Genomic DNA, 389 nt, shown 5'->3' with positions numbered 1-389 from the left:
GCCCCGCCCGATTGTCGGCTCCGGTCAGCCCGGAAATGCGGATGGCGCGTGCATAGGTCTTGCGTGGCGGCGTCACCACCGCAACGGTGCGCAGCGGTGCCTTCGGCTCGGCTTCAGCCGTCTTCGGCTTGGCCGCGTCCGGCGCCTTGGCCTGTTCGGCTCCGGCTGCCTTGGCTTTGTTGGCGGCTACGCTGCCGACCGACGAAAACTCGCCTGTCGCCATCCACGCCGCGAAACCAATGAGCACAACAATGGCTGCAAGCTTGTGAAACCTGATTCTCGGCATCGTCGTTGTTTTCCACTGCGGGTTCGGCCAGCGTCCTCATAACGCGGGCGCGTCGCCGATATGGGTGCGCGCCAAGCCGTGTTCAATTTGCCGTGATCGGCGA

Annotated in this window: 1 pseudogene; it reads right to left on the bottom strand. The window is 64.8% G+C overall.

Annotated elements, in window-relative coordinates:
- Nucleotides 1-286, bottom strand: a pseudogene (locus EOA22_RS37455) (efflux transporter periplasmic adaptor subunit); the annotation flags it as partial.
- Between the last annotated feature and the right edge of the window lie 103 nt (nucleotides 287-389).

The sequence above is a fragment of the Mesorhizobium sp. M7A.F.Ca.US.014.04.1.1 genome (assembly GCF_003998745.1).
GTDB classification, from domain to species: domain Bacteria; phylum Pseudomonadota; class Alphaproteobacteria; order Rhizobiales; family Rhizobiaceae; genus Mesorhizobium; species Mesorhizobium ciceri.
This window is presented reverse-complemented; position numbering and strand designations above follow the sequence as displayed.